Consider the following 19,752-nt stretch of genomic DNA (forward strand, 5'->3'; position numbering starts at 1 on the left):
GTATGCGGTGTTCGGCCCAGCGGGGACCGCCGGGCGGACGTCCCGGCGTCGTGCGATTCCCTTCCTGACAGGGGGTCTGTTCCGGCGCGGGCGACATTAACTACTTGATCATTTTCGAGTCAGGCCTATGATAAAAAATCGTTCTGACCGATCTATGACCGGAAAATTCCTGATTTAGGTACTCCACACATTGGCATCCGGACACGCGACGCCGGGGGACGGTGGGATGCATGGACGGCTACGGGGACTCGGTCGCGACCACGTATTTCGGCATCCTCGGACCACTGCGCGTATGGGCCGGAGACGGGGAGCACGCGATCTCCCGGCGAAACGTCGCGCGGCTGCTCGGCGCACTGCTGCTCACGCCCGGACGCCTGGTGAACAGAGACTCTCTGGTGGATCAGGTCTGGGGCCCGAGCGGCTGCGACCAGCGGACCCTGCACACCACGATCTTCAGGCTCCGTGGCTGGCTGGAGGAGCGGGCCGGTCTCGCCGGCGTCGTCACGCGGGTCGGACACGACTACCGGATCGACGTGCCGCCCGAACAGGTCGACGTCGGCAGGTTCCGCGACCTGGCCCGCCGGGCCCGAGACGAGCGGGATCCGGACGTCCGCGTGGAGCTGCTGCGATCCGCGCTCGCGGTGTGGCGGGGGCCCGCGCTCGACGGGCTCGTGGAACACGGGGCATCGGCCGTTGTCGGCGAGTTGGACAAGGCCCGTGCCGAGTGCGCGTGCCGGTTGGCGGAAGCGGCACTGGAGCGCGGCCGTCCAGATGCCGCGCTCGACCCTCTGGAGCGGCTGGCCGATGAGCTGCCGTTCGACGAGATCGTGAATGCTCACGCGATCACGCTGCTCGCGCGCTGCGGGCGCCGCGCCGAGGCGCGGCGGCGGTTCGCGACGCTGCGCCGCCGCCTGGCCGACGAGCTCGGGGTGGATCCCTCTCCCCCACTCGTCGAGGCCTATCTCGGACTGCTGGGCGCTCCTGCGCCCACGACCGTCCGGAACGAGGCCCCACCCTGCCTGCTTCCACCCGACCTGCCGGACTTCACCGGGCGCGGGCGCGACCTCGCCCTCGTCGTCGGCGCATTGGCCGGCGAGGCCGCGGGCTCCGCCCGCATGATCGCGATATCCGGGATGCCGGGTGTCGGCAAGACCGCGCTCGCCGTCCACGCCGCCCACCGTCTGACCGAGCGCTTCCCGGATGGGCAACTCTTCGCGGACCTGCACGCCCACGGGCCGCACCCCGCACACCCCGCGCAGGTTCTCGCCCGCTTCCTCCGCGCGCTGGGCGTCCATCCCACCGCCATACCCGAAGGCGTGGACGAGCGGACCGAGGTGTTCCGCACCCTGCTGTCGGAAAGGCGTGTCCTGGTGGTTCTGGACAACGCGGCCGCTCTGGACCAGATCCGCCCCCTGCTACCGGGCCAGGCCACCTCGGCGGTCATGGTGACCACCCGCGCACGTCTGGCCGAGCCGTACGGGATGCGGCATGTCGCCTTGGACGTCCTGGAGCGGTCGGAGGCCATCGAGCTGCTCGAGCGCATCATCGGGTGCGCCCGGGCCGGCGGAGAGCCCCGGGCCGTCGCCGGTCTGGCCGACCTGTGCGGGCGCCTGCCCCTCGCTCTGCGCATCGCCGGAGCGCGCATGGCGATGCGGCCTCACCAGCCGGTGGCCTCACTGGTCCGCCGCCTCGCCGACGCCGCGAACCCGCTCGACCAACTGGCCGTCGGAGCGCTGGACGTGCGTGCCGGCCTGGAACTCAGCTACGCCGGCCTGGCTCCCACGGCGCGGCGGCTGTTCCGGCTGCTGGGACTGCTCGACATGCATGACTTCGCCGGCTGGACGGTCGCAGCCCTGCTTGACGGGTCGCCCGCCGAGACGGAGGAACTGGCCGAGTGCCTTGTGGATGCGCATCTGCTGACCGCGTTCCGGGTGGCGGATACCGGGGAAATCCGTTACCGCTTTCACGATCTCGTACGCGCCTTCGCGTCTGAATGCGCCTACAGGGACGAGCCTGAGACAGAGCGTCGCCAGGCCCTTCGCAGGGTCTTCGACCGCCTTAAGGACCTGATCGAACGCGTTCACGAATCGGCCTGGGGCAGCGACTTCGTGGTGGCGCGCGGGCACCGGCGCTCCCCTGCTGCCGGCCCGGCCGGCGACGGCGGGTCCTCCGTCCCGCACCGTTGGTTCCACGCCGAAAGGGCGAACATCGTCACGGCCGTGCGCCAGGCCGCGAATCTCGGGATGCACCGGACGTGCTGGACGCTCGCGATCGGTGCCACCTTCCTCTACGAATCCCACCACGCGTACGACGAGTGGCGCCAGACTCACCAGGTGGCGCTGTCGGCTGCCGCCGCAGAGGGTGACGACCTCGGCGTAGCCGCGGTGAACGGCAGTCTCGCCCTGATGCACGCGGACATGCATCAGTGGGGACAGGCCGAGATGGCCCTTGAGGCCAGCGTGCCGCTGCTGGAGTCCCGGGACGAGGAGACGCTCGGCCGCATTCTCGTCCTCGCCGGCTGGATCGACTACAAGCGCGGGCGGTTCCGCGAAGCGCTGTTCCACTACCAGCGGGCCATCGCGATTCTTCAGAGGTCGGGAAGCCGTGGCGCCCTCGCGATGGCCTTGCGGTGTGCTGCTCAGCTTCACCTCGATCTCGGCGAGCTCGACCTCGCCGAGCAGGCGGTGGAGCGGGCTCTCGCGCTCGGCGAGGCCGGCGGCCACTACTCACGGCTGAGAGCCCTGGCCATCTTCGGTGAGCTTCGGGTGGCCGGCGACCGCCTGGCCGACGCGCAGTCGGTCTTCGGTGAGGTGCTCGACGCCGCCCACCAAACCGGCTCCCCCCGTCTCCAGGTCCACGCCCTGTATGGGCTCGGCATCGTCTGCTCGCGGAAAGGCGCGTACGACAACGCCGAGTCCTACCTGCGGGCGGCCCTGACCCAGGCGCGTCAGGACCTGCAGCAGGACTACCAGGTGCGTATTCTTCTGGCCCTGGCGGACAGTCGGCAGGGCCAGCGCCGCTACGACGAGGCGGCCGACTGTCTCCATCGAGCCGTCGCCGTCAGCCGGCGAATGCGGGCACCCCACTGGGAGGCGCGGGTGATCCGGGCGCTGTGTGACCTTCGCGCCGGCTCCTGAGGCGGGCGATGACGACGCCGAAGAAAGAGTCTGACCTCGACGCACACGCCCGGGACGTCCCTACCGCGGGACGCAGCGGATCCCTCGGCAGGACGGCGGGGTGGGAGCAGGGCGTTGACGCGGTCGGAGCCGGGCCAGACCAGACGTAGGGGAGGTCATCGGGGTCTCCGGGGAACTTCGGGCCGTGGAACTCCGGGTCCCTGCGCAGCAGGGCCGAGCAGCGGCTGAGGTGGAGGGCGGGATCGTCGAGCCAGGGCGGCAGTTCACCCGCCCCCGCGAGGGTCACCTGGTCGCGGGCGTCGCGATGCCCGGAAGTTGGTGCTCGGCGAGGAGTCCTCGTCGGCGGGCGGCCCAGCTGTGCCGCTCGATCGCCAGACACGGCAAGCCCCGGAATACCTGGCGGGACCTGCCGGTAACCGGATGAAATGACCGCATGCCCTGGTTGTCCCGCCGCCGCCCGGCCGCGCTCGCCTCGCCGCCCGAGCCTCCGCGAACCCCCCGCGCCGCTGCCTGGTGGATCCTGCCGGCGGTGCTGCTGGTCGGCGGCACGGTGGCTGCCGCCATGTGGTGGCTGCTGACCGGCCTGCCCGCGGCTCCGCCGGGGCAGGCGGGCAGCGCGCGCGGGGAGGCGCTGCGCACCGCGCTGGCCGCCGGTGCCGGCGTCGGCGCTGCCATCACCCTGGCCCTGTCCTTCCGCCGCCAGCGTCACCAGGAGATCATCACCGCCCACACCACCCACGACGCCACCGAACGCCGCGTCACCGAGCTGTACACCAAAGCCGCCGAGCAGCTCGGCCACGACAAGGCTGCCGTCCGCCTAGCCGGCCTGTACGCCCTGGAGCGCCTGGCCCAAGGCAACCCCGGCCACCGGCAGACCATCGTCAACGTCATCTGCGCCTACCTGCGCATGCCCCACACGTCGCCCCAAAGTCCCGACCCCCGCTGGTCGGCCCCGTCGACGCCGGGCCCCTGGCAGACAGCCGCCCCCGCCGATCCCGACCCGGCCCTGGAAGGGGAACGGCAGGTCCGCCTCACTGCCCAGACCATCCTGGCCGAACACCTGCGCGACGCACGCCGCCCCGACCAGCGCGCAAGTCTCCCCTCCCCGCCCCGCCACTGGCCCGGCATGCGCATCGACTTGAGCGGCGCCACTCTCATCGACCTCGACCTTACTGAGGCCCATCTCAGCGAGGCCCAATTCGAGGGGGCGACCTTCAGCGGGGACACCACGTTCCACGGTGCGGTCTTCACCGGGATGGCCAATTTCGACAGGGCGACCTTCACCGGTGACGCCTCGTTCTCCTATGCCGGCTTCACCGACTACGCCTGGTTCGACAGGGCGACCTTCACCGGGGAGGCCGATTTCGAGGGGGCGACCTTCGCCTTGGACGCTGTCTTCTACGGTGCGACCTTCTCCGGGAACGCCCAGTTCAGCGATGCGACCTTCACCGACCACGCCCTGTTTCCCGAGGCGACCTTCACCGGCGACGCCGCCTTCGACGAGGCGACCTTCACCGAGTTCGCCCGCTTCGACGGGGCGACCTTCTCCGGAGACGCCGTGTTCGACGGGGTGACCGTCACCGAGTTCACTGGATGTCGGATGAACAGGGCCGAATGGACCCAAATTGCCGACCACCCGGAGCATGTGTGGCCGCCAGGTTGGCATACGGTGACCCGCCCGAACGGAAGCACCGCCCTGGTCCGTCAGGAGAGCGCCGCAGGCGACGGGAACGGCGAAGACACCGCCACCGCGCCGTCCATCCCCGCAGAGGAGCCGGCTGGCACGGAGGAGCAGCCCCGCGAATGAGGGGAAAACTGCTTGAGCTCCCCTACGGCTCTCCTCCGGCCGGATTCGCAAAGACCGCGGAGCGCCCCGAGCCTGCCTTCCGCGACTATGCCAGGCGACGGCCTGGTGATGCTCAGCGAGCCCTGCAAGGGTCCTCACCAAAGGTCCGAGGATGTTGCCCCGGTCTTGTGGACAGCTGAGTGCTTGGGACGATGTGTCCTGGGAGGAGTTCACAAGTGCCGATGTCACGTCCGCCGTACCCACCGGAGTTCCGGCGGCAGATGGTGGAGCTGGTCCGCGCCGGCCGGACGCCGGAGGAACTGGCCAAGGAGTTCGAGCCGACCGCGCAGCCCATTCGTAACTGGGTGGTCCAGGCTGAGCGCGATGAGGGCCGCCGCGAGGACGGTCTGACCAGCGCCGAAAAACAGGAGCTGGCCCGGCTGTGTGGCGGGAAGAGCGGGAGATACTGAAGAAGGCCGCGGTTTTCTTCGCTCGGGAGACGGATCGGCCGAGATGAAGTACCGGCTGATCGACGCGGAGAAGACACGCTACGGCGTCTCCCTGCTGGCCCGGGTGCTGGGTGTGTCGCGCCAGGGCTACTACGCCTGGAAGAACCGCGGCCCCTCCCGGCGGGCCCGGCAGGACGAGGCCCTGACGGACACGATCACGAAGATCCACGCGGGATCGCGGGGAACCTATGGTTCTCCGCGTGTGCATGCCGAGCTGCGCCAGGAGTACGGGGTGCGCATCGGGCGCAAACGGGTGGCCCGGCTGATGCGCACCGCCCGGCTTGAAGGGGTGCACCGGCGCCGCACGCGCGGGCTGACCCGCCGTGACCCCGCAGCGACCCCTGCCGATGATCTGGTGAAGCGGGACTTCACCGTGGCGGCGCCGAACCGGACCTGGACAGCCGACATCACCTACGTGCCGGCCGGCGAGGGATGGCTGTATCTGGCGGTGGTGCTGGATGTGTTCTCCCGGCGGATCGTCGGGTGGGCGATGGCCGACCACATGCGCACCGCACTGGTCATCGACGCGCTGGAGATGGCGATCTGGAACCGCCGGCCCGCGCCCGGGCTGATCCATCACAGCGATCGAGGAAGTCAGTACACGTCGCTGTCGTTCAGCCAGCGGTGCAGGTCAGCGGGCATTCGTACCTCGACCGGGACGGTCGCCGACTGCTTCGACAACGCGGTGACCGAGAGCTTCTTCGCGACCTTGGAGACCGAGTTGCTCGACCGGCATCACTTCGCCACCCGCGCCCAGGCCAAGGCCGCCTGCTTCGACTTCGTCGAAGGGTTCTACAACCCCCGCCGCCGCCACTCGACCCTGGGCATGCTCAGTCCCGCCGAGTACGAACGCCGACACGCCCAACAGGACCGCTACGCTGCCGCATAGCCGCAAACCCCGACCTGTCCACACAACCGGGGCAACTTCAGCGCGGTTGACGGGTCCTTGCTCTTTCCGGGTGTGCAAGGCGCTTGTCTCTCCCGGCGGTTTCGTCCTGTGTCGTCGCGCCTTTCAGCGGTGCGGGACGTACGGCGCAGTGTGAGCAGGACTGATCCGTAGGGGCAAGCGGTCCGGGCTGCAGGCAGCCCGGACTCCGTCTGGTTCGAGTCGTCTCCGGCCGCCGGGCGTGACGACGTCCGCCCGGCGGCCGGTGGCGCCTTCCGAGTCAGTTCGCCAGGACCCGCTGATGGATGTCGGTGACCGTCTTGCGGGCGGACTCCAGCGCACCCGCCTGCCAGGCGATCATGTAGCTGAGCCAGTCGCCCGCGAAGTGGACGTGGCCGGCCGGTCTGTTGAGCAGTTGGTAGCCGCCGAGGCGGGACGGCCAGCTGACCCAGGCGCCCTCGATGTTCGGCTGGAGCTTCCAGGAGACCGAGGCGGAGCTCACCAGCTCGTCGCGGTACTTCGCGCCGTGGATCTTCATGCCCTGCTCGATCGCGCGCTTCTCCCTCTGCGGGTGGGTGAGCGCGGCGTAGGCGTCCGCGTTGGCGCCGTTGTTGTAGTAGCCGACGACGAGCCCACGCCGCCCGCCGTACCCGTAGGAGGGATACCAGAGGACGGATAGGTCAAGGTCGGTGTTGGTGATGCCGCCGTAGATGTTCTCGTCGGTCTCCCACCAGCGCCGGCGGTACTCCAGGCCGATCTTGCCGGATGACGTGACGACCGGCGTGGACAGCGCGGCCTGCACGTCGGGCCCGAGGTTGTGCGGCGTCCTCGCCAGGATGTGCGGCGGCATCGCGGCCACGCAGAGATCGGCCTTGATCGTGCGCGTCCTGCCGTGACTGTCCTGGTATTCGACCTCGACCCCGTCCGCCAGGTCGGTGATCTTCGTGACCTTCGAGCGCAGCAAGATCTTGTTCTTGCCGACGGCTTCGGCGAACGCCTTGGGGATGGCGTCCATGCCGCCGACCGGCTGGAACATCAGCATCGCCTGGTCATAGCCGAACTCGAAGGAGAACCGCTGGCCGACGCCACTGGCGAGCACCTCCGACAAGGACGGCACTGGGCCCAGTTCCGTGCCCGGCTGCTCGCCCGCGCCCGGGTCGGTGCTGTATCCCCGGCGTTCGCCGCCCGTGTAGGCGAAACCGCTCGCCTTGGTGCCGATCGAGCCGAACCCGCGCAGGAAGGTCAGGAGGCGCTCCTTGTCGTCCGCGGTCAGCTTGCCGTTCAGCGCGCCGGCGTCGGTGGCGGTCGACAGCAGCTCGGAGATGTAGCCGTACACGTCGGCCTTCGCCGTGCGCCACCGGACCGGCGCGGTCATTCCGGCGGCCTCGTTGAAGATGTACGCCTGGGCGTTGGAGTTGGTGAAGACCTCCAGATCGACGCCGAGCTCGCGGCAGTAGTCGACGGTGACCATCCACTGGGCGAGCCGGGCCGGCCCGGCGTTGAGGTAGAGACCGTCGGAGAACCGAGCGATCTGGGTGGAGCCGTCGATCTCGGTGATCCTGTCGCCGCCCCTGATCGTCCAGTTGCGGCCGCCGACCCGGTCGAGGGCCTCGATGACGGTGCAGTCGTAGCCCGCCTTGCCAAGCTCGTACGCCGTGGCCAGGCCGGCGATCCCGGCGCCGAGCACGACAACCTTCTTGGCGCCTCTGCCGGTGAGTGTGAAGTCGGACGGCTGCGGGGGGACGAATGGAGCACCGGTCGCCGCCTCCGCGGTGGGCGCGAGACCGAGCGCGCCCATCGTCGCCAGGAGTGCTCCAGCGCCTCCAGTGGCCCCCACCGCGGTCAGGAATCCGCGCCTGCTGTAGCTCACAGCCACCTCCATGATCTTTGGAGGCCAGTGTCAGCACGATCTGTTGCCGTAGATCAACGATCACGTTCCGGCAGGATTTCTCATGATTTCCTCAGGAATGGCGGCGCTCTGGGCGTGCCTCCTGGGCTCCGCCCGGGTCGACGTCGGAAGGGATGCGCGGGCTCCGACCCCAGCCAATTCGGCCCGCGCTCTCCAGCTCGCGGGCATTGCGATGAAGTGATCTAGACACTCGCATCATTGCAGATCAGGGGCACCCTCTGTACTTATCGATCGCGATCAGGCATTCCCAGCCGAATATCCGAGGCTGAGGGCCTGGGAGGGCACCCAACGAGTCGATAGCGTGCTCTAGTCATCCCTGTTGACCTCGGATCCCACACGGGATACCCCTCAACAGCTCAGCGGCGGCCGGACGCGCAGATGAGGCAGGTCTTGGTAGCCGGGAGGACCATCAGACGCTCGATGTCGATGCGTTGCGCGCATTTCTCGCAGATCCCGTAGCTCCCCTCGCGTAGCCGCTCGAAGGCGAGGTCCAGATCGGCGAGGTGTGTCAGGGCCTGTTCGAGGAGGGCCTGGACGTGGGCCCGCTCGAAGGCGGTGGACGTTCCCTCGGGGTCATGCTCGTCGTCGGAGGCCGTCAGCGCCGACGATTCGACGATCTCGTCCCGGTCACGGCCCAGCATGGCGACGCGGGCCGTGGTCATCTGACGGTCGGCGTCGAGCAGTTCTCGCATGGTCGCCTGCTCCGAGGGGGAAAGCGCGGCGTCCCGATGGTCTTCGGTCATCACGGTTCCTCACCTTCCCAACCAGGTTATTCGCAGCCCTTTCGGCCATTGATTACGCGAGGCCAAGAGTGAGGAGGCAGCGGGTGGAGTCTTGGGCATGGCGGCGCTTGGCTTGGGCGATGATGTTGGTCCAGCCACGGAGCTTCAAGATTCCGATGGCCGCGTTGCGCAAGGTTGCCATGACGGCGGGGCCCGAGCCGGTGCGGACCTGACAAAAGTCCTCGCGGTAGGTGACGTCGCGGATGTGGTGTAGGGCCTCGATGTTCCAGTGGGCGCGGATCCATGCGGCCAGTTCCTCGGGTCGGGCCTGGTGCGCGGCCAGGCTGGGCGCAGAGCCCTTGATGATCAGCGATCATTAGGTTGGCGATGACGCCACCTGAAGTATCGGCCGACGTATTAGATATCTGCTGCACGCGAGCCGAGCCGTGCGAGATGCGGCGCCTGCGGCATTCAGCAGCTTCGTGTTAGGCACCATGTGCAGCTCCGGAGCGAGATACCTGTAATGCGACTCGCTAGGTGGAGGTGGGTCCTCAGGCGAGTCGGTGGACTTAAAGGAGTTCACTCACGACTCAAACGGAAGCCAGAAGGACAATTGCGCCAAGTTCGAGGCGAGCACGAAGTGGTGGCGAGGTGAGGCTCCCGGTAATAAAGCAGTGAACCAAGAAGCGATACCCCAACCAGGAGCCTCGTTGCTGCCTTATCGTGCTGGGATCCCCTCTCGAACCCTACCCTGATCCGTCTGGCTGACCGAAAGCCGTACTATTCAGGGAAGCACAAACGCCACGAGATGAACGTTTAGGTCCTCGCCGATCCCCGCCTGACGACGCCCTACGCCTCTATCGGACAGATGGTGCCTGGGGAGTACGCCTCACGTCGGGCTACCCGGTCCACCATCCCGCCCGCATGGCCGGGGTCCAGGCCGTAGCGGAGAAGTGAACCACTCCGACTCCACGGAACTTGGTGAACATCATCTCCGCCAGAGCCGAGGCGGTTCACCTGCAGTCCGATCTATGGACCCAGCATGTGCTGTCGCACCCGACGCGGCCCGTCACTGACGGGCCGTACGGTCAGGCCCGGCCGAGGAGATCCCACCGGTTGCCGGCGATGTCGAGGAAGACAGCAACCCGCCCGTACGGCTCGGTGCGGGGCGGGGCCACGAACTCGACCCCGGCGGCGACCATTTGTTCGTACGCCGCGTCGAAGTCGTCGACCCGCAGGAAGAAGCCGACCCGCCCGACCACCTGGCTTCCTACTGCGGCGGCCTGGGCCTCCCCATCGGCTCGGGCGAGCAGGATGCCGGTCTCGGCACCGGGTGGCCGGACAACCACCCATCGCTTCGGACGCCCGTCATTGGTCAGCGACGGCGAGTCCTCGACCAGTTCGAACCCCAGCGCCCTGGTGAAGAACTCGATCGCCGGGTCGTACTCCTCGACGATGACCGCGACAAGATCGATACGCATCCCAAGACTCTAGCCAGCACGGTCCCGTTGCTCTGCGCTACAGCACGGCTGAGGCTCAGACCGTTCCCTAAACCAGCGCAGCAGCCGGAAAGCACGCTCACAGATGGTCTCGGAGCCAAACAAAGGCCGACAACTGGGTGATCACTTCCAAGGTCATCTCGGTTCGACCATGGCAACGCCCATCACGCGGTGGACCACCCAGGCCGCTACCGGCCCCCAACGCCAGCGGCGGCGGCTCCGAGCGCGCGACCGCGTCCGGCACGCGCCACACCCCGATCGCATCGTTGCTCGAACGATCACATGTGGTTGCTCGATTCCTCGGGGGTGGTTGCCCGCTGGTTGCGCGCGTGTTGAGGCACCACATGGCAGGGGCCATCACGGCGTGACATGCACACGGCGGCAAAAGCGGACAGAGAAACACAAGGTGGCACGCCGAACCATTAGGCGGCACATATCAAGGTCACTTCTAATTCGACGCTCTCGGCGTGCGCTTGCCGACCTCGGGCGCGGCTGACGCCACGCTCGCGCATATCGCCTGTGTGGGGTCCACTATTGCTGGCCGGATCTGAGCGACCGCATGGTCGGACCTGCGCATCGTGTCGCCGGGCGTCGAGGTCGAATCCCTGCCCTGACTCGGGCAGCGTGGGACGCACCGCGCTGAGCAGGGTGTCGTCTCGTTGGCCATCGAATTTCCTCCATCTTTAAAGGTTGCATTTATGAGTGCGCGGGGGCGTGTGCCCCCGCGCACGTGCCGGGCCCTACACCTTTCGGCCGGCGATGGTCGCCACGTCGACGTTGCGACGCATCAGCCAGTGCCGCATACGTTTCTGATCCTTGAGCGTCGCGTTGAACTCCCGGAGCTTCCCCGCGGAGTTTGGACGAGCAAGGTGGGGATGCCCACTGCAGTCCGCGCTGCGGCCAGGCGTGGTCGGCGGGGGTGAAGTCGTCGTCGATCCAGACGGCCTGAGCGGTGTCGAGCCAGGCTGAGACGTCGTCTCGTTTCCAGAGGTAGCCGTTGGGTGGCTCGTCGTGATGTCCTGACGCGCCAGCTCGACATGCGGGAACGGCTCCAGGCCCAGCTTGGCGCCGATCAAGGGGCTGGCGTCGCCACGCCAACTGGTGCACCAGACCGGTGTCAGAGGCAGCTCGCTGATCAGCTCCGCCAGCATGGGACCGTGCGTGGGATTCAGCCATATGGGGACGGGTGAGCCCGCGTCATAGCCGGTGGGGACGACGCTGTGCCTTACGTGAGTAGCCGGTCCGTTCCCCTCACTGTCAGGGAACGGGATCAGCACGCCGTCGACGTCGATGAGCACGATGACCGCGTTGTCGAAGCAGTCGCCGATCGAGCCGAGCATCCGGGAGCAGCGCGCCAGCAGTTCCCGCCGGAAGGGCCCAGTCAGCGAGCGAACCCTTTGTCGGGCGTTTAGGCTGCCGTATCCACCTGCGGCTGTACCGTCCGTATCATCGCTTCTCCACTCATCCCATCGGCCAGATCATGGCGGCCATCACCACGGCCATGAGAGCGTGGGCCAAGTGAGAGATCCTGTCGGCGGCGCCCGGTACCGTACCACCGGAGCCGGGGCCTACGCCTCGGAATACGAACCACACTCCGGTGCCCGCGAGCACAAGGATGAGTGTCCACCTCAGTGGTGTGGACTCGATCATTCGATCACTCCGTGTTCGAGACGGACGGGTTAACGCCTCCGTCCTGAGGCGTCACTCGTCGTGCCAGCTCAGCAGTGGTGGGAATGGCCCGCTTCGCTGCCGTACATGTCGTGGTAGGGCCATTGGTTGACGTAGCGCGGGCGGCGCATCGGGGTCAGGTCGAGAAACTGGTAGGTGCTCATCATGAACTCGGTACCCCGCCCGTACGTCGTGTAGGTGTGGAAGACGGAGTCCTCGTCGCGAACGAAGACGCTTATGGCCTGTCCGTCACCGTTTACCACGAACGCGGTTTTCATGCTGCGCTCCAAGGTCGCCTTGTCCTTGTAGTTGAACTCGACGGGCGCGACGGACTCGTCGTTGGTGACGTGGAAGTCGTAGTTGAAGTCGCTTCCGGCCGAGGAGTACCACGGGACTGTCCAGCCCATCCGCGCCCGAAAACTCTCGATCTTGGCCAGTGGTGCGCGGGAAACGAGCACGAATGTGGTGTCGCTGGCGTGCAGGTGATCCAGGCGGCCCACACTGTCGATGGTGAACGAGCAGCTCGGGCAACCCTCATCCAAGCCCTGGTCTCCGCGTGCCCTGGCTGCCGAATTGTTCCACATGAAGTGATAGACGATGAGTTGGCGGCGGCCCTCGAACAGGTCGATGAGGCGTGCCTTACCGGCTGGGCCTTCGAAGGTGTACTCCTTGTCCATCCTGACCATCGGCAGTTCTCGGCGCTGTGCGGTGACCGCGTCCTGCGCCCGCATGACCTCCTTCTCCCGCTCGAGCAGCTCAAGCCGGGCTGCCAGCCACTCGTCGCGTGACGCAATTTGGGGAAGAGTCATGATCTTCTTTCTCCTACTCAGAATTGATTAAGGAAACGATAGGAACCGACCAGCAGGGCATCCGTCTGTACCGGCGGACCGACCATGCGGTCAGCCGCCCCGCGCTGGAAGTCCGCGAACGCGGCCAACCGGGACAGCGGGTTGTGCTCCCCCTCGACGAGCACGACGTACAGGAAACTCACCCGTCGGCCGAAGTTGACGATCCAGCGGCCGAGCAGCGGTCACCGTCAGTTGTGATGGCGTCGTCGTAGGTCAGGCCAGCAACTCCTGGACAGCGGTTTTCAGGTCGGCCAGGGCCGCGCGGTAGAAGCGGGGTCCGTAGGACACTCGTGCCACGCCAATTTCCCTGAGCGTGGCCAGGTCCAGATATTCACCGGTGTTGCCGTTGACTGGGCCGGGTAGTTCGGTCACGAGGGTGGCGATGTCGCGCTTCTGACGCACGCCGATCGGGTAGATGCAGTCGGCGCCGGCGTCCCGGTAGAGCCGGCCCCGTCGTATCGCTTCCGCGACCCGATCCGGCTCAGGTATCCCGCTGGCGGGTAGGAAAGTATCGACGCGGGCGTTGATGACGATCGGGACTTCGGCATCGTCTGCAGCGGAGCGGACGCCCGCGAGCCATTGGGCGTGCGCACCGGCCTCGACCAGGCCACCCGCCCGGTGGTCGGTGTCCTCCAAGTTGCAACCGACCGCGCCGATGTCCAGCAATCGGTCCACCAGTTCACGTGGCTGCATGCCGTATCCCGCCTCGGCATCCACCGTGACCGGGACCGACACCACCCGGGCGACCCGCCCGGCCGCGGCGAACATCTCCTGCCACGGCGCACCCTCACCGTCGGGATAACCGAGCATCGCCGAGATGGCAGCGCTGGCCGTGGCGACCGCGGGAAACCCCGCTTCGGCCACGATCGTCGCGCTGGCCGCGTCCCACGCATTGGGCAGCACGAGCATCTCTTCGCTGTGCAGCTCGCGGAGCCTTTCGGCGCGAGCCTTCAAATCCGCCACGTCAGCGGCCATCGGTATCCTCCAGGTCAAAAGAATGGCGCGTCACAGGGGTGACTGTGTTCGCCATGTGCACGTAGTCGGTACTCACCGTTTCTCCTTCTGCACGAATCTTTTCTAGATGCGTGGGCAGATGCTGTTTGTTGGCAATTCCACAGCTCTGCCGTCTCTTTCCAGGAATGACTCTTTGCGCGCGCTCCCTGGACGTGCTGTCGGATACCTGCGTAGGACTTCCAGTCCATACGCAACCGCTTAGACGCGTAGCGATCGTGGAAGTCCGAATATTGCCAGAAGGGAGTTGTCATGGAATCGTGTCAGCGCGGTGATCCGGTTGTCGGTCAGGGTCAGTACGAGCACTCCGTGTGCGTGCAGGACCGGCGTCCGCGGATCACGTAGGTAGACGCCGAAAGCCGGCTGGCCGTTTGCCCGCGTCGGGATCAGCACGTGTCGGTAGCCGTTGCCCAGCGCGACTGTAGCCAGGAAGTGCCGGATGGCGTCCCGACCCTGGTATTCCAGCGGCAGTGGCGGCATAGTCAGCCACGCGTCGTTTGTCAGCATGGCCACGATCGCATCGACGTCTCCGGCCTCGAATGCGCGACTGAAACCAGCCACGATCCTGCGTTCTTGTGGCGAGTTCGGTAGCGGAGCGGTCTCCCAGTCGGGATCCGGTAGCTCATGCGCCAGCGCACCCCGTGCTCGTTTCAGCGCGCTGGTCACCGCGTTTTCGGTCGTGTCGAGAATGTTTGCCACCTCGGCGGCCCGGAATCCCAGTACGTCCCGCAGCACCAATATGACTCGTTGCCTCGGTGGCAATTGCTGCAGCGCTGCCAGGAACGCCAGCGACACCGACTCCCTGACCTCGTATCGCGCCTCCGGTCCAGGCATGTGGTCGGCGATCTCGTCGAGCAGCACATCGGGGTACGGCTCCAGCCAGCTCGGTTCCGCTCGGCGATGTGATGGCTCGGGCAACGGGACCTCCGGTTGGTAGGCCGCATATTCGGGCGGACGACGGGCGCCGGCCCGCAATGCGTTGAGACAGCGGTTCGTCGCGATTCGGTAGAGCCACGTCCGTACCGACGCGCGTTCCTCGTAGCCGCCGATCCCGCGCCATGCCGCCAGCAACGTCTCCTGCAGCAGGTCCTCGGCGTCCTGCACCGAGCCGAGGATGCGGTAGCAGTGCACCTGGAGCTCACGTCGGTACGGCTCAACGAGCCCGCGGAACGCCTCACCATCTCCGCTCCGCGCCAGCGCCAGCAGATCCTCGGCCGAGCGCTGGGCACGGGCCGAGACATCGGTTTCCCTGGCCGGCGGGATCCCTCGCATGTTGGCTCCTTCTCTCCTATGGTTCTTCTCGGATAGATGGACACCGCCAGCGCCGGAAAGTGGTCGGCCTGCGCCAAGTTTCCGCCGTCCCTGTGTCGGTACCTCGCGGTTCCGCGCCGTCCTGGCGGTCCTGATGTTCAACGAGCACACCGACAACAACCTGGGCCAGGACACGATCGCCCGCTGCATTGCTGCGTCAGATGATCCGCAGCAATGCCTGGCCCGACGAGCCGGTCGTGCTCTGGCAGCCATCGAGCATTACCGCCAGGGCTGCTGACCTGCGCGACTTCCGAAGGCAGGCGTCGGAGGCCGACGGGTCGGATCGCGACCTCGGGGCCTTCGACGAACACCGAAAAGTCGGATTGTGCCACCGCCCAGGAGTCCCGGCACAGCACTCCGAGGAGAACGCCGGACTTCGCGCCCACCTCGCGTCTGGGCGTGACAGAGTCGTCGGGGTCCGTCACCCCTGGCCGTTGTGCGGAGTTTGACTGGGCGCCTATCCCTCCCTAAATTACATTACGTTCCAGTTTCGTTTCGTTAATAGGAGGAGGCGGGCGGTGTCGGATGGGCGCAGGCCCGCGCCAGCACGCGGCAGGCCCCGGGACGCCGGACGTGACATCGCGATCCTTGAGGCGACGCTGCTGGTGCTGACCGAGGTCGGATATGACCAGCTGACGATCGACGCGGTCGCGGCCCGGGCCGGGGTCGGCAAGCCGACGGTCTACCGGCGCTACCCGGGCAAGGCCGCTCTAGTGGCCGCGGCCGTCGAACACCGCGCGCCGGGAACACCCCCGGCCACCCCGCCGGGCAATCTCCGTGCGGCACTGCTGGCGACCGTCCAGTGGCTGGCCGACCAGATCGCCGAACAGGAGATCGGGCTACTCGGCGCCCTGTTCACCGGCATGCGCAGCGACCCCCGCCTCGCCGCGGAGATGCGGCGGATCCTGCGCCGCGACGAGGCGGCGATGACCGAACAGCCGTTCCGCAACGCCATCGAAAGCGGCGAGCGGCTTGCGCCCGATGCGGCCGCACTGTTCGCCGAGATCGCCCCGGCCGTCATCGTGCACCGGCTCATCGTCGCCGGCCAACCCTGCGACCGGCCGTTCCTGGAGCACCTCGTCGACGACGTCCTCCTCCCGCTGCTCCAACGGCGATAGCAGCAGCCACCCGCGACGCCAGGACCCGTGGCCCCAGCACGAGACCGCCCAGATTCCGCGAGACCACCGACAGGAGGACCAGTCATGATCGTCATCACCGGCGCGACCGGCGCCCTCAACGGCGCCACCGTCGAACACCTCCTCAAGCTCGTCCCCGCCGACCAGATCGGCGTCAGCGTGCGCGACGTCGCCAAGGCGCAACACCTCGCCGACCGCGGCGTACGCGTGCGGCACGGCTCCTACGACGACCCGGACGCCCTGCGCGACTCGTTCGAAGGCGCCGAACAGGTGCTGCTGGTCTCCTCCAACGACCCCACCGCCGACGCCGTGGCCCTGCACCGCACCGCCATCGAAGCCGCCATCGCCGCCGGCGCACAGCGCATCCTCTACACCAGCCACCAGGGCGCCGGCCTCGACAGCCCGTTCCCGCCCGCACGCGACCACGCCGCCACCGAAGCGCTCCTCACCGACACCGGCATCGCCTGGACCTCGCTGCGCAACGGTTTCTACGCCCACAGCCTCGACTGGCTCCTCGGCCCCTGGCAGCAAACCGAAACCATCACCGCCCCCGCCGACGGCCCCGTCTCCTGGACCGACCGGGCCGAAGCCGCCGAAGCCGCCGCTCTCATCCTCGCGGGAGACCGCTCCTTCGACGGCCCCGTCACACTCACCGCCGCCGACGCCGTCACCTTCGACGACATCGCCCAGATCGCCTCCACCCTCACCGGCCACACCATCAAACGGGTCGTCGCCGACGACGAGCAGTGGATCGCCGACCGGGTCGCAGCGGGCTCCCCGGAGGCCATGGCCCGCCTCACCCTCACCACCTTCCAAGCCGCCCGCCAGGACCGCTTCGCCGGTGTCGACCCGCTCCTGGCCGAACTCCTCGGCCGCGCCCCACGCTCGGTCACCGACCTGCTTACCGACCGCATCACCGGACAAGGCCCGGGAGGCTCCCGAAGCTACGGCGAGCCGCAAGGTAGCGCGGTGTAGGTCTCGGGCCGACTTGGACGACCGGGCGCAGCCTGGCGATCGGCCCGGCGCCGATCTACGGCAGAGCGACGCCGCGGCCGCCGAAGAAGGTCGCGAAGATCTTCAACGGCAGGAGTAATGCCCCCGCGTGATCATTACTGGTCCTCCCGCGTCAGTGAGATGACCAGAGCGGCCGTGGCGTCGGGGTCGACAAGGGCGAGGGAGGCAGTTTCCGTTGCCCCGTTCTGCGGCATGCAGGCGTTGGTGAGCGCGGGAGCCGCCCCTAGCGCCGTCCGCCACCAGTCGAGCACACGACGTTCGATCGCGGCGGCGATGCGGCCGGTGGGGACATCCCACACGCAGGTGTCTCCGTGCGCCGTCCACGGCAGCCAGCCGTCCCTGGCTGCTGGCTGAGTCGTGGAGTTGGGGCGCCCATGATTCCCACCTTGATCGCGTTCTAGGTGGCGGAGTGCACGAGATACACCTTGGCTGGTCCGTCGTAGTCGAAGGGGCCAACACACTCTCGCGCTGGACAGCGCACCGCGCGGCAGGGGGCGCCGAGCGCGGGACGCGGGGCCCTGCCAGGTAGGAGCTCACGCCCCGCTCGGTGACGTGCGTAGCGCGGAGCGAACAGGCCCGCCCTTCGGGGGGCGCCCGCCCCGGCCGCCGTTCACCACGGGTCGGGCAGGCCCGCTCCCGTGGTGATCAGGCTGCGCAGGCTGCCGTTGACGTAATGCAGCCAGGCCGTGGAGCAAGCGCCGAAACACTCGACGTCCGGCACCAGGCCAACGTGGGTGAACCGCAGCTCGGTGCCGCCGGCCGCGGAGATGATGTCGAACACGATCTCGCTTCCGGTCCACTCACCCGGCTCGGAGATGAAGGACAGGTCGCTGTCGGTGACCCGCCAGACCACGCGGCGGCCCGGTTCGAGCTCGACCACGCGCTGGAGGCTGTAGTGCTGCGGGGGGTGCCGGTAGGAGAACTCGGCACCCACCTCGTCGGTGCGCCCCTCGACCTGACCCGTCCACCAGGCGCGGACTTCCAGGATGGCGGCGAAGACCTCCTCCGGTGACTGTTCGACTGTGTACGAAGTTGAGTAGCCGCGGTCGGTGCGCGCCGTGCTTGAGGAGCTTGCTGCGCTCAGTCCGAGACTGCCCGGTGATTGTGTCGTCATGATGATCGGAACCTTGCCTCTGCGTGTCATTGGTTGAGTGGTAGCGGGATCCAGTGCCAGGTGCCGACCCGGACATCGCTCGGCACAGGCCGTCCCGCCGGTCTTGACGGACCGGCGCACACCCGCTGCAGGACGTCCTGCACATCGGTTGCTCTTCTCCTGGTTTTCGGGTGGCGCGCCCGTTTCAGGGCATGGTCGTTCGGCGCCGCCACGTCCGTGATGGCGCGTTGTGAGCGTGCGGGTACAGGTCAGCCCGGTTTGTTGCTCTGGATCCGCTCGGCGATCCGCTTGATCCGCTGCAGCCGGGCATCCCAGGTCGCGCCGACCGCGGACAGCTGGGCGATTGCACGGGCGAGCTGGGCCTCGTCCACCTCGTAGCGACGCTCGCGCCCCGCTGGCCTCATGTGCACCAGGCCGACGCGGTCCAGCACACCGAGGTGCTTGGCGACCGCCTGTCGGGTGACGGGCAGTCGCTCGCTAAGCGTGGTCGCCGTAGCGCCCCCGTGGGCGAGGAGCAGGTCGAGCATCCGTCGGCGGGTCGGGTCGCCGACCGCGGACCAGAGGTCGTCATCGATCGCGGTGCTCACGGCTGCGCGACCACCTTGTTGGCGTAAGTGACGAGGCGCGGGAGGAAGATGTCCCAGCCGCGGACGTGGTCGAGATACGCCTCCTCCAACACGGCGCCCTCCCACCCGCGCTCACGGAAGCCGGTCTCCTCAAAGCGCAGCAGCGTCCCGTCACCGGAGGGAACGAGGTCGAAGGTGACGAGGAGGGAGTTGCCCGGCGCCGATGGCTCGCCGCCGTCATATATCCAGCGGAAGGCGAACCGGCGGGGCGGGTCAGCCTCCAAAACGGTGAGTGGCTCGACCTTCGCGTCCGGCGAGGCTGGGTCGCCGAAGGTGACTGCGCCGGTGGCGCCGGGGACCGGGTCGAGCTCGGCGTCGTCGGGCCACCACTCGCGTAGGTGCTCGGGAGAGCTGATCACCTCGTAGACCACCTCGGGGGTGGCGTCGATGCGAAGCTCCCGCTGGATGCTTCCATACTCCATGTGCTTTTCCTGACATCAGTGCAACTAACGGTTGCACGTCAGCTTATCCGGCACACCTCATCAACGCAACCTTTCGTTGCGCGTTGGGTTTCCGGGCAGCTCCCCGAGCGCGACGCATCGCGGCGACATTTGATGCTCGGGTTCGCGCCTTTAC

Annotated in this window: 17 protein-coding genes and 1 pseudogene; 6 read left to right on the forward strand and 12 right to left on the reverse strand. The window is 67.7% G+C overall.

What is annotated here, in order from left to right; all coding sequences use genetic code 11:
• The first annotated feature begins 230 nt into the window (after nucleotides 1-230).
• The 3 genes and pseudogenes from FLW16_RS38315 (at nucleotide 231) to FLW16_RS38330 (ending at nucleotide 6,321) form a co-directional block, all read left to right on the forward strand.
• Nucleotides 231-3,137: a BTAD domain-containing putative transcriptional regulator gene (locus FLW16_RS38315; RefSeq protein WP_142565909.1), complete on the forward strand. Its 2,907-nt coding sequence runs from the start codon at nucleotides 231-233 to the stop codon at nucleotides 3,135-3,137.
• Between the two features lie 433 nt (nucleotides 3,138-3,570).
• On the forward strand, nucleotides 3,571-4,944 hold the full coding sequence (locus FLW16_RS38325) for a pentapeptide repeat-containing protein (RefSeq protein ID WP_221891486.1): 1,374 nt from the start codon (nucleotides 3,571-3,573) through the stop codon (nucleotides 4,942-4,944).
• Between the two features lie 215 nt (nucleotides 4,945-5,159).
• A pseudogene (locus tag FLW16_RS38330) lies at nucleotides 5,160-6,321 on the forward strand (IS3 family transposase).
• 277 nt (nucleotides 6,322-6,598) lie between these two features.
• Here the strand turns inward: FLW16_RS38330 and FLW16_RS38335 are convergent.
• The 8 genes from FLW16_RS38335 to FLW16_RS38365 form a co-directional block, all read right to left on the reverse strand.
• Nucleotides 6,599-8,188 (reverse strand): FAD-dependent oxidoreductase, encoded by a 1,590-nt coding sequence (locus FLW16_RS38335; protein ID WP_260616055.1) that lies wholly within the window; start codon nucleotides 8,186-8,188, stop codon nucleotides 6,599-6,601.
• 395 nt (nucleotides 8,189-8,583) lie between these two features.
• Complete coding sequence (locus tag FLW16_RS38340; RefSeq protein ID WP_142565911.1) at nucleotides 8,584-8,970, reverse strand: TraR/DksA C4-type zinc finger protein; 387 nt, start codon at nucleotides 8,968-8,970, stop codon at nucleotides 8,584-8,586.
• Nucleotides 8,971-10,037: 1,067 nt separating this feature from the next.
• Complete coding sequence (locus FLW16_RS38345) at nucleotides 10,038-10,430, reverse strand: VOC family protein (protein WP_142565912.1); 393 nt, start codon at nucleotides 10,428-10,430, stop codon at nucleotides 10,038-10,040.
• Between the two features lie 758 nt (nucleotides 10,431-11,188).
• On the reverse strand, nucleotides 11,189-11,788 hold the full coding sequence (locus FLW16_RS38350; RefSeq protein ID WP_221891487.1) for a hypothetical protein: 600 nt from the start codon (nucleotides 11,786-11,788) through the stop codon (nucleotides 11,189-11,191).
• Between the two features lie 378 nt (nucleotides 11,789-12,166).
• A complete protein-coding gene (locus FLW16_RS38355; protein WP_142565913.1) occupies nucleotides 12,167-12,925 on the reverse strand; it encodes a DUF899 domain-containing protein in 759 nt (252 codons plus the stop codon).
• A 17-nt stretch (nucleotides 12,926-12,942) separates the two neighbouring features.
• Entirely contained in the window at nucleotides 12,943-13,107 is a 165-nt protein-coding gene (locus FLW16_RS44155) for a hypothetical protein (RefSeq protein ID WP_185949780.1), read from the reverse strand.
• A gap of 70 nt (nucleotides 13,108-13,177) precedes the next feature.
• The gene (locus FLW16_RS38360; protein ID WP_142565914.1) at nucleotides 13,178-13,939 is read right to left on the reverse strand and encodes an isocitrate lyase/phosphoenolpyruvate mutase family protein; all 762 of its coding nucleotides are present in this window, start codon (nucleotides 13,937-13,939) and stop codon (nucleotides 13,178-13,180) included.
• A 237-nt stretch (nucleotides 13,940-14,176) separates the two neighbouring features.
• Nucleotides 14,177-15,247 carry a sigma-70 family RNA polymerase sigma factor gene (locus FLW16_RS38365; RefSeq protein WP_142565915.1) on the reverse strand — a complete coding sequence of 357 codons (1,071 nt, stop codon included), beginning with the start codon at nucleotides 15,245-15,247 and terminating at the stop codon, nucleotides 14,177-14,179.
• A gap of 133 nt (nucleotides 15,248-15,380) precedes the next feature.
• Between FLW16_RS38365 and FLW16_RS44160 the strand changes: the two genes are divergently transcribed.
• The 3 genes from FLW16_RS44160 to FLW16_RS38375 all read left to right on the forward strand — a co-directional run bounded on the left by FLW16_RS44160 (nucleotide 15,381) and on the right by FLW16_RS38375 (nucleotide 17,397).
• Nucleotides 15,381-15,524 (forward strand): hypothetical protein, encoded by a 144-nt coding sequence (locus FLW16_RS44160; protein WP_185949781.1) that lies wholly within the window; start codon nucleotides 15,381-15,383, stop codon nucleotides 15,522-15,524.
• A 280-nt stretch (nucleotides 15,525-15,804) separates the two neighbouring features.
• Nucleotides 15,805-16,404, forward strand: a complete 600-nt coding sequence (locus tag FLW16_RS38370) for a TetR/AcrR family transcriptional regulator (RefSeq protein ID WP_142565916.1) — start codon at nucleotides 15,805-15,807, stop codon at nucleotides 16,402-16,404.
• 84 nt (nucleotides 16,405-16,488) lie between these two features.
• Complete coding sequence (locus FLW16_RS38375; protein ID WP_142565917.1) at nucleotides 16,489-17,397, forward strand: NmrA family NAD(P)-binding protein; 909 nt, start codon at nucleotides 16,489-16,491, stop codon at nucleotides 17,395-17,397.
• A 134-nt stretch (nucleotides 17,398-17,531) separates the two neighbouring features.
• On the opposite strand, the gene FLW16_RS38380 is transcribed toward FLW16_RS38375, so the two are convergent.
• The 4 genes from FLW16_RS38380 to FLW16_RS38395 form a co-directional block, all read right to left on the reverse strand.
• Complete coding sequence (locus tag FLW16_RS38380) at nucleotides 17,532-17,735, reverse strand: hypothetical protein (RefSeq protein ID WP_142565918.1); 204 nt, start codon at nucleotides 17,733-17,735, stop codon at nucleotides 17,532-17,534.
• A 311-nt stretch (nucleotides 17,736-18,046) separates the two neighbouring features.
• On the reverse strand, nucleotides 18,047-18,550 hold the full coding sequence (locus FLW16_RS38385) for an SRPBCC domain-containing protein (protein WP_142565919.1): 504 nt from the start codon (nucleotides 18,548-18,550) through the stop codon (nucleotides 18,047-18,049).
• A 248-nt stretch (nucleotides 18,551-18,798) separates the two neighbouring features.
• Nucleotides 18,799-19,137, reverse strand: a complete 339-nt coding sequence (locus FLW16_RS38390) for a metalloregulator ArsR/SmtB family transcription factor (RefSeq protein WP_030511160.1) — start codon at nucleotides 19,135-19,137, stop codon at nucleotides 18,799-18,801.
• The gene (locus FLW16_RS38395; protein WP_142565920.1) at nucleotides 19,134-19,598 is read right to left on the reverse strand and encodes an SRPBCC family protein; all 465 of its coding nucleotides are present in this window, start codon (nucleotides 19,596-19,598) and stop codon (nucleotides 19,134-19,136) included. Before FLW16_RS38395 ends, FLW16_RS38390 begins: the two co-directional genes overlap by 4 nt.
• Between the last annotated feature and the right edge of the window lie 154 nt (nucleotides 19,599-19,752).

It is taken from the genome of Microbispora sp. KK1-11, assembly GCF_006874435.1.
In the GTDB taxonomy this organism is placed as follows: Bacteria; Actinomycetota; Actinomycetes; order Streptosporangiales; family Streptosporangiaceae; genus Microbispora; species Microbispora catharanthi.